Below are 1,407 nucleotides of genomic sequence, written 5' to 3'. Positions count from 1 at the left end.
TCATTGTTGTCCGGTAAAACCGGAATTTAAATTATTTTCTGTTTTAACTCATTGACTATGAGTTTTCGTATTTTCATTTTTCAAAACCAAGCCCCCTGCATTTTGGGAAACAAGGAATTTTGATATTTCAGTTTATTTTCCTTTACCACCTCGCGCCAACTTCCTTCCGGGTCTTCGAGAAAGTAATAGATATTGATATAATTCATTAATTGTTGCCTAATTACGGACACCATATTTGAGAACGCCCAATTTCTTTTTATCCGGCTCCTTACTAACGTTATCAGCAGATTAGCCAACATGGCTGTCCATATTTGTATTTCAATGGCATTCTCATTATCGCCAAGAAAATATTTCAACGGAAAGTTCTGCTTTAATTGTTTGAACAGTAACTCAATCTGCCAGCGTTTCTTGTATATCAGCGCAATTTTTTCGGCCGGCAGTTCAAAATTATTGGTTATAAACTCAAACAACCTCTCATTTTTGCTGTCCCAGTAAGCAATGCGTCTTGCACGGTGTTTATTTTGTTTATTCTCACCATACAACAATACAATCTCTTCATCTTTCAGAACACCGGAATCTGCTGTATCCGGAATATCAAACTCTTCCCTTGCCTGATAGAGGGCATTGTCTTTTAACCTTGTTACATACCAAATCTTACTTTTGGTGAATGCTTCATATGTCGCATAATCAACATATCCTTTGTCGAAGGTAATTATGGAGCCTGCTTCCAGTTTGAAAACCTCGTCCAAAAACATGTGGTCATGCCGGACTGCTTCGCTGTAGCGGACCAGGCAGGGTACATTCTCGCTCGATTTTATTATTGTATGAGCTTTTATTCCGTCTTTTTTCTTCCCTTCTTTCGGGTTGCGGCCTACTCCCCGAAGTATATCTTTAAACAAGCTGATGGTGGTTGAATCCATAATGTAAAGACGTTTCAGGTCGGCATCACTCAACCGGCTGTCCGCTAAATCTGATGAATGTTTTCGATAAATACTCATGTAAATATCCTCAAAAACCTTACTGCTACGCCTTTGGTTGGCTTCAGAAAAAGTACTTCGCCTCACCAAATACGATAATCCCAGATGTGAAAGCTTATGAGCGTTAGCCAATAACCCCAGAATAGCCTCACGAATAGAATGATAACCTTCGAAAGCTACAAAGAGCATAACTATGAGGTGGTTGTAGGTGGTAAATTTCTTCACATAACGCTCGGCACCGTGCTGCCTGGCTATTTTCTTAATCTCACTTTTATCAATGAACTTTATTAGCTGATTAAATATCGGCTGTCCCCTAAAATTTTTACTTTTACCCATGTCTAACTTTTTTGTGTTCGTAACTCAAAAGTAGACATACCGGGTTGGATTCTCAAAATCCGGCCCGGTTAATTTTTTTTACCGGACAACAGTG

General features: G+C 39.1%; 1 protein-coding gene. It reads right to left on the bottom strand.

Annotated elements, in window-relative coordinates; genetic code table 11:
• Positions 1 to 80 precede the first annotated feature (80 nt).
• On the bottom strand, positions 81 to 1,313 hold the full coding sequence (locus tag OQ5_RS0103545) for an IS4 family transposase (protein WP_016776178.1): 1,233 nt from the start codon (positions 1,311 to 1,313) through the stop codon (positions 81 to 83).
• Positions 1,314 to 1,407 lie beyond the last annotated feature (94 nt).

Source organism: Anaerophaga thermohalophila str. Valhall, assembly GCF_000250735.1.
Lineage (GTDB): Bacteria > Bacteroidota > Bacteroidia > Bacteroidales > Marinilabiliaceae > Anaerophaga > Anaerophaga thermohalophila_A.
This window is presented reverse-complemented; position numbering and strand designations above follow the sequence as displayed.

Coding starts and splice junctions, on each gene's coding strand:
- OQ5_RS0103545 (WP_016776178.1), bottom strand. CDS start 1,313: ATGGGTAAAAGTAAAAATTTTAGGGGACAGCCGATATTTAATCAGCTA.